Here is a 6,965-nt window from a genome sequence, read left to right as displayed (position 1 = left end):
GCAACCCGCTACCTACCAAACTACCTGGGCTGGCGACGGGCTTTTGAACAGCACCAACCACTCACACCGGAAATGCTGCTGAATGCCGCCCTGGGGAATTTTCAATATTTAACGGTGACATAGCCTTTAGTTTTGGAACTTTTGTGATGAAGCCGCTATGACTACAGAAGCAGCCATATCAATTGAACAGTTAAGTAAAAGTTATCAGGAGTCGGAACAGCAGCATGTAATTTTCAGCGAATTAACTATGCAGGTCAGTCGTGGCGAGTTTATTGTTTTACTCGGTCGTAGCGGTTCGGGCAAGTCTACTTTTCTAAATCTTATCAGTGGCATTGATCCGCCCGACAGCGGCAAGATTATCATTAATGGCACGGATATTACCGGGCTTTCCGAACATGACCGTACCCTGTTTCGCCGTCATCATATTGGTTTTGTATTCCAGTCTTATAATTTGATCCCTACCCTGACGGTTGCTGAAAATCTTCTGTTGCCGTTGGAATTAATCAAGCGATTGAGCCTTAAGGATCGTGAGTGTGTCGCCGAATTACTGGAAAAGTTAAAGTTATCCGATCGGCTTGATAGTTATCCGGACCGATTGTCCGGGGGTGAACAACAACGGGTTGCGATAGCCCGCGCCCTGATCCATGACCCGGATGTGATCCTTGCTGATGAACCCACCGGCAATCTGGATCTGGATACCGCCGGACAGGTATTGGAATTGTTGGATATTCTGGTCAGGAAAGCAGGCAAGACCCTGATTATGGCGACCCATAGCCAGGAAGTCATCGGTAAGGCCGACCGGGTTTTTTCCATCCGTAACAAATCATTGCATCTCGAATGAATTCAATCCTTAACCGTTCCAGCCGTAATTTTTTATGGCAGCATCCTTGGCAACTGGCACTGGCCATCTTAGGGATTGCCCTGGGTGTGGCGGTAGTCATTGCTATCGAGTTGGCGATGGAAAGTTCGCTCAAATCATTTAATCAAGCGAGTAAGGCATTTTCCGGGACTGCAACACATCGCATAATTGCCAGTGATGGGGGGCTTGATGAAAAACTGTATACCCGGTTAAGGGTTGATCTGGGCATCGCTAATTTGTCACCTGTGGTAACTGGCTATGTAAAGCTAGCACAGCCGGATGAAGAGAGTTTTAAATTGATTGGAATCGATCCGTTCATTGAAAAACCGCTACATTCGAGCTGGCGAAACGAGCAAAAAAAAAATTCTCCCTCAGATCTTTTAACCCGGTTAATTGCGGAACCGAATAGTGCGCTGCTGAGTGAAAAAACTGCACAGCGATTGAATCGGAAAATCAATGACCCGTTAACCATTGTTACTGACCAGGGTACGCAACAATTAAAAATCATCGGTTTGCTTACCTTTAACGACGCCGTTTCAGGACAGGTATTGTCTAACCTGATCATTACCGACATCGCCACAGCCCAGGAGGTATTAGGATTATTTGGCCGCCTTAGTTCGATTGAAGTGTTAATGGAAAAGGAAGCACCTGAAACCTTGGCGGCCATACAAACGGTTTTGCCAGGCAATACCTTATTGGTTTCCATAGGTAGCCAAGTGGAATCCATGAGGGAAATGACCCGGGCATTTTCCATCAACTTAAAGGCATTAGGCCTGCTTTCATTGCTGGTGGGCATGTTTTTAATCTATAACACGATGACCTTTCTGGTCATGCAACGACGGCGCTTGATCGGCAGTTTGCGTTTATTGGGTGTAACACGGCAGCAGGTTTTTAAACTGATTATTGGCGAAGCTTTATGGTTGGCGATTATCGGTACTTTACTGGGTATCGTACTCGGCATAGCGCTTGGGCAAGGCTTGTTAGTTTTGATCTCAGGAACTATTAACGCCATTTATTTTCGTATTGACACGGCTTCTTTAATGATTACACCTCTACAAATCGGCAAGGGTATATTGTTAGGCATAAGCGCTACCTTGCTGGCAGTATTGCCACCTGCCTTCGAAGCGACGCGCTTGTCGGTCGTTAAAGTAATGGCGAGATCCCAATTGGAATCGAGGATACGTCGGTTAATCAAAACAGCGGGGCTAATGAGTTTTGTATTGATATTCGGAGGCTTGGCAATGGCATTCTTTTCCGGTAAAAGTATCACTTTAGGTTTAGCCAGCATTTTCCTGATCCTGTTTGGATTTGGTTTGCTGACCCCAGTGCTTACCTTGTTGTTGATGAAACTGATTGAACGGTTATCCGGGCGTTTTTTAGGGATTTTGGGGCGTTTGCCCCCACGCATGGTTTCGGCAGAAATCAGTAGGACAGGCATCGCAATCGCTGCATTGATGATTGCAGTGTCTGCGACGATAGGGATGGACTTGATGATAGGCAGTTTTCGCCAGACGGTTGCGCAGTGGCTGCATTCCAGCTTACCCGCCGATCTCTATGTAGCATTGCCCGGTGACAAAATGACTGTCGATAAGGCCCTGGCAGGTCATCGCTTGAAGGAAAAAATAGCTAAGCTTGACGATGTACAAATGCTAAGCAGCGCATTGCATACAAAGCTAATCGCTGACAATCAACTCACTAAAATATCGGTGTTTGAGTTAAATGCAAAATCCAAACAGGGGTTTATCTTTAAACATAAAGTTGACGATGATCTTTGGCGCCGGTTCGAAGACCAACGGACGTTGATCGTAACGGAGCCTTATGCTTATCATCATGCTGTTAAGTTAGGCCAAAAAATTCTAGTGAAAACCGGCCAAGGCGAACAAGCGTTTGAAGTCATCGCCATTTATGCTGATTACAGTGGCGATCAAGGCCATTTGGCGATGAGTCGGCAGAATTACCAACGCTATTGGCCCGATTTGGGTTACTCCGGCATTGGCGTTTATGCCAGGGAAGGCGCCGATTTAAAACAACTGGAAAGCCGGATTAGTCAATTGCTGACTGTCCAGCAATCCGTGAAATCCAATCAGGAAATTTATAAAGCATCCATGGAGCTATTTGAGCAGACCTTTACCATTACCGAAACATTGCGTTGGCTGTCGGCAGCTATTGCTTTTGTTGGTGTGTTCAGCGCCTTAATGGCTTTACAGTTTGAGCGAACACGGCAGTTGGGTATTTTACGGGCTATAGGGATAACCTCCAGACAGTTAACGGTGCTGATAATCGGTGAAACTGGATTGATGGGGCTGGTTGCGGGATTACTTGCCATTCCGGTCGGATTTATCGTGGCTTATGTATTGATTTTTGTTGTTTACCAACGATCATTCGGTTGGACGATGGCATTTTACTTTGATTCAGGCGTTCTTTATCAAGGTTTGGCTTTGGCCTTTGTTGCGGCACTGCTTGCCGGCGTTATTCCTGCCATGAAAATGGCGCAGACCCAACCTGCCGAAGCGTTGCGCACGGAATGAGAACAAAACTGTTGGTCGCCGTATTGTTGATGATATTGCTGGCCATTGTTTGGTGGCAACCTTTCTTTTTTCCATCCGATATCAGGGTTGTTGCCGATAGTTTTTTCAGTTCAACACTTTCCAAAAAGGATGATACTGTTTTATCCAAAGAGGATAAAGGTTTTGCAAAAGCATTAAAGCTGCAACAATTTACATTTCCAACCGACCACGGGCCTCACAATACATACCGGACTGAATGGTGGTACTTCACCGGTAACCTGAAAAATACACAAGGCCGACAATTCGGCTACGAGCTGACTTTTTTTCGTTTTGCTCTTAAGGCCGAGCTGCCGGAATCAAAATCTCTCTGGCGAAACAATCAGCTGTATATGGCACATTTAACCTTGACCGATGTCCAGAAGGGCCGGTTTTACACCGATGAACGGGTTAGCCGGGCGGGAAACGGTCTTGCCGGTGCCTCCGATAAAAAATATCAGGTTTGGCTTTATGACTGGTCGGCAAAGACTGAGGGCAAGGCAGACTTTCCACTCCGGCTACACGCTAAAAGCGACGACTTTGCAATTGACCTATTATTGACATCACAAAAGGGATATGTTCTGCAAGGCGACCAGGGTTTGAGCCAGAAAAGCCGGGAACCGGGCAATGCCTCCTATTATTATTCCTATCCTCGCTTGGAAACTGAGGGCACTGTCAGTGTTGCCGGTAATAAATTTTCAGTGACCGGTGCAAGTTGGATGGACCGGGAATGGAGCACCAGCGCCTTGTCAAATGAACAGAGTGGGTGGGATTGGTTTGCCTTGCAACTTGCTGATAATACCGAATTAATGTTTTATCAACTACGGCGTAAAGACGGCCAACGGGATAGTAACAGTTCCGGCTCTTTCGTTCTGGCAGACAACGCGAAAATTTCCCTTAAAGAGTACGATGTCACGATTAAAACTCTCGATAGCTGGAAAAGCCCACATTCAAAAATAACTTATCCTTCGCGTTGGCGCTTGGCAGTTCCTGGTCAGAGTCTTGACGTTGAGATTGTTCCTTTAATAAACGATCAGGAACTCAATGTCAGTTATCGTTATTGGGAAGGCGCAGTCAGCGTTAATGGCACAAAAAACGGTAAGCCCATTTCAGGCCAGGGTTATGTTGAGTTGGCGGGCTACAAGTGAATTGAATACTTGCCACTATCATCAGTAAACAAATGGGTTTCACCAAACTGCAATGCTGCCAGTCGAGCATAGATACCTCCTTGGAGTAATAATTCCTGATGCTTGCCAATAGCGACGATTCGGCCCTGTTCCATCACGACGATTCGATCCGCTTTCAGTACAGTAGCAAGACGATGTGCGATGACCAGTGTCGTTCGGTTCTTCATTAATTGCTCCATCGCTTCCTGTACCAGTTTTTCACTTTCTGCATCCAGCGCACTGGTCGCTTCATCCAACAATAACACCGGCGGATTTTTGAGTATGGCACGCGCAATCGCGATGCGTTGACGCTGTCCACCGGAAAGCCTGATACCGCGCTCACCCAGAAAAGTGTTATAGCCGTCCGGCAAGCGCTGGATAAACTCATCGGCGGCAGCCGCTTGGGCTGCCAGTCTAATTTCGGCATCGGTGGCATCGATATTACCCAGGCGGATATTTTCCATGACGTTGGCTGCAAAAATGACGGTGTCTTGCGGAACAATGCCAATGGCACTGCGTAACTGGCTAATATCCGCCTGGGTAATATCGATGCCACCCAAGGTAATTGTTCCTTGCTGGGATCATAAAAACGCAAGAGTAATTGTAAGACGGTACTTTTTCCTGCTCCGGAAGGCCCCACCAACGCCACAGACTCTCCCGGAGCAATGGTCAATGAGAAGTTTTCCAGCGCATGTTGTCCGGGTCGCGAGGGATATTGAAAGAACACCTTATCAAACTGAATATGCTCAACAGTTGAGGAGCTGATCGATAGTGGATGTTCGGTTAACCGTAATCCAGACTGTCCCTTCAATAATTGCAGGATACGTTCCAATGCACCTGCGGCACGCTGCATATCGCCCCACACTTCACTTAACGCTGCGGTGTTGGTGGCGACCATAATAGCGTAAATAAGAAACTGGCTTAATTCACCCACCGTTAACTGGCCCGTCATGACGAACCGGGTTCCCAACCAGATAATCGCCATGATGGCAGTGAACACGATAAATATTGTAAAAGCCGATAATAAGGCGCGAGCTTTCAAGCGTTGCCTTGCAGTTGAAAATGCCATGTCCACCGAGTCATTAAATCGATCGCTACTGAACGATTCCAGACTATACGCCTGGACGAGTTGTATCGCATTCAAGGTCTCACCGGCTAGTGCGCTGGATTCGGCAATACAGTCTTGATTAATTCTGGATAAGCGCCTGACTCTACGGCCAAAGAAAATGATTGGCACCAGTACCAAGGGCACCATCACGAGAATCAATCCGGTTAGTTGTGCGCTGGTTATAGCCAACATAAACAGGCTACCAAGCAGTAATAAGATACTGCGCAGGGTAACAGAAAGCCCGGCTCCGACGACTGATTGCACCAGGGTGGTGTCGGTAGTCAGTCTGGATAATACTTCACCAGTGGGCGTTATTTCATAAAACAAAGGATCCATATTTAGCACATGCCGATATAAAGTCGTGCGTATATCTGCAACAATCCGCTCACCCAGCCACATCACTAGATAATATCGGGCAGGGGAAAACACCGACATCACAACTACAATTGCCAGTATAACTAGAAAATATCGATCAATCTTGGCCTGTTGATTAACATAAAATCCTTGGTCAACAATCTGCCTAATCGCTAGGGGCAGAGATAATGCCGAACCCGCTGCAACCATCAGTACAACAAACGCCAGTAGCATCCTGAACTTATAAGGGGCGGTTTCAAGGTTTAAAACACACCCCTAGTTGGCTTAATATTTTGATTTTTGCAGTGCCGGAATCAGTGGGTTCATTGTTCAATAGATTTTCTTCTTCGTTTTTTATATAAGGCTTATGCGGTATAGGAAATTTCTAGAGAACCAGGAAAACAGCGGTGAAAATTGCCCATTTGAGTTGGTATTAAATATTGTATGTCGGTTCCGACTGTCAATCAGGGTTGAATATTTGCCAATGAACAGTTTCATATTTGGGCAAGTAAATTGATCTTATTGTATTTCAATATTTAGTTGAATACATTGACTGGTAAAATGGCCACTGAAGGTGGTAATTTTTGAATGCTGATTGACAGCTAATTTCTCTAATAATTAGTGGTTTATGGGCTTTTTCGACTACCCAATCATGCTTTCGCAGTTCTACGTAATTCTAATTGGAGAGATTATCTGATCACTATTTCCCAATATAGTCATTCCGGCCTTGATTGCCGAAATCCAGGGTTCAAAATCAACGGGAAAAACTAAACCAATCGTCCGTTTTGGCAGTCGCGACCATCCGCTCCTGGCCGACCTTCACCGCAATGGTTGATATGAGCCACAGTCTGGTTTTGAGGATTAGGTTGTACAAAGTAAACTCTGGGCTAAGCAATTGATTTCAATTGTTTTGATTATTTTTTGCGTAACTTGCA

General features: G+C 46.0%; 4 protein-coding genes and 2 pseudogenes. 4 read left to right on the top strand and 2 right to left on the bottom strand.

Annotated elements, in window-relative coordinates; translation table 11 throughout:
* From ACLQ6D_RS17340 to ACLQ6D_RS17325, 4 genes and pseudogenes are all read left to right on the top strand, one after another.
* Positions 1-123, top strand: a pseudogene (locus ACLQ6D_RS17340) (IS1595 family transposase); the annotation flags it as partial.
* 34 nt (positions 124-157) lie between these two features.
* Positions 158-841, top strand: coding sequence for an ABC transporter ATP-binding protein (locus ACLQ6D_RS17335; RefSeq protein ID WP_411728556.1), 684 nt, complete (start codon positions 158-160; stop codon positions 839-841).
* Positions 838-3,387 (top strand): FtsX-like permease family protein, encoded by a 2,550-nt coding sequence (locus ACLQ6D_RS17330; protein WP_411728555.1) that lies wholly within the window; start codon positions 838-840, stop codon positions 3,385-3,387. Before ACLQ6D_RS17335 ends, ACLQ6D_RS17330 begins: the two co-directional genes overlap by 4 nt.
* The gene (locus tag ACLQ6D_RS17325; RefSeq protein WP_411728554.1) at positions 3,384-4,550 is read left to right on the top strand and encodes a lipocalin-like domain-containing protein; all 1,167 of its coding nucleotides are present in this window, start codon (positions 3,384-3,386) and stop codon (positions 4,548-4,550) included. Before ACLQ6D_RS17330 ends, ACLQ6D_RS17325 begins: the two co-directional genes overlap by 4 nt.
* Here the strand turns inward: ACLQ6D_RS17325 and ACLQ6D_RS17320 are convergent.
* Both ACLQ6D_RS17320 and ACLQ6D_RS17315 read right to left on the bottom strand, forming a co-directional pair.
* Positions 4,541-4,756, bottom strand: a complete 216-nt coding sequence (locus ACLQ6D_RS17320; protein WP_411728557.1) for a hypothetical protein — start codon at positions 4,754-4,756, stop codon at positions 4,541-4,543. The genes ACLQ6D_RS17325 and ACLQ6D_RS17320 overlap by 10 nt on opposite strands.
* Before the next feature lie 111 nt (positions 4,757-4,867).
* Positions 4,868-6,240 (bottom strand): annotated as a pseudogene (locus ACLQ6D_RS17315) (ABC transporter transmembrane domain-containing protein); the annotation flags it as partial.
* Positions 6,241-6,965: the final 725 nt, after the last annotated feature.

Origin of the sequence: Methyloglobulus sp. (assembly GCF_046714055.1) — a bacterium.
Taxonomy (GTDB): Bacteria; Pseudomonadota; Gammaproteobacteria; order Methylococcales; family Methylomonadaceae; genus Methyloglobulus.
The sequence above is the reverse complement of the archived record's forward strand: the minus strand, read 5'-3'. Positions and strand labels throughout refer to the sequence as shown.

What these genes read in the sequence shown, in the direction of transcription:
- ACLQ6D_RS17335 (WP_411728556.1), top strand. Translation starts at nt 158, where the DNA reads ATGACTACAGAAGCAGCCATATCAATTGAACAGTTAAGTAAAAGTTAT.
- ACLQ6D_RS17330 (WP_411728555.1), top strand. Translation starts at nt 838, where the DNA reads ATGAATTCAATCCTTAACCGTTCCAGCCGTAATTTTTTATGGCAGCAT.
- ACLQ6D_RS17325 (WP_411728554.1), top strand. Translation starts at nt 3,384, where the DNA reads ATGAGAACAAAACTGTTGGTCGCCGTATTGTTGATGATATTGCTGGCC.
- ACLQ6D_RS17320 (WP_411728557.1), bottom strand. Translation starts at nt 4,756, where the DNA reads ATGAAGAACCGAACGACACTGGTCATCGCACATCGTCTTGCTACTGTA.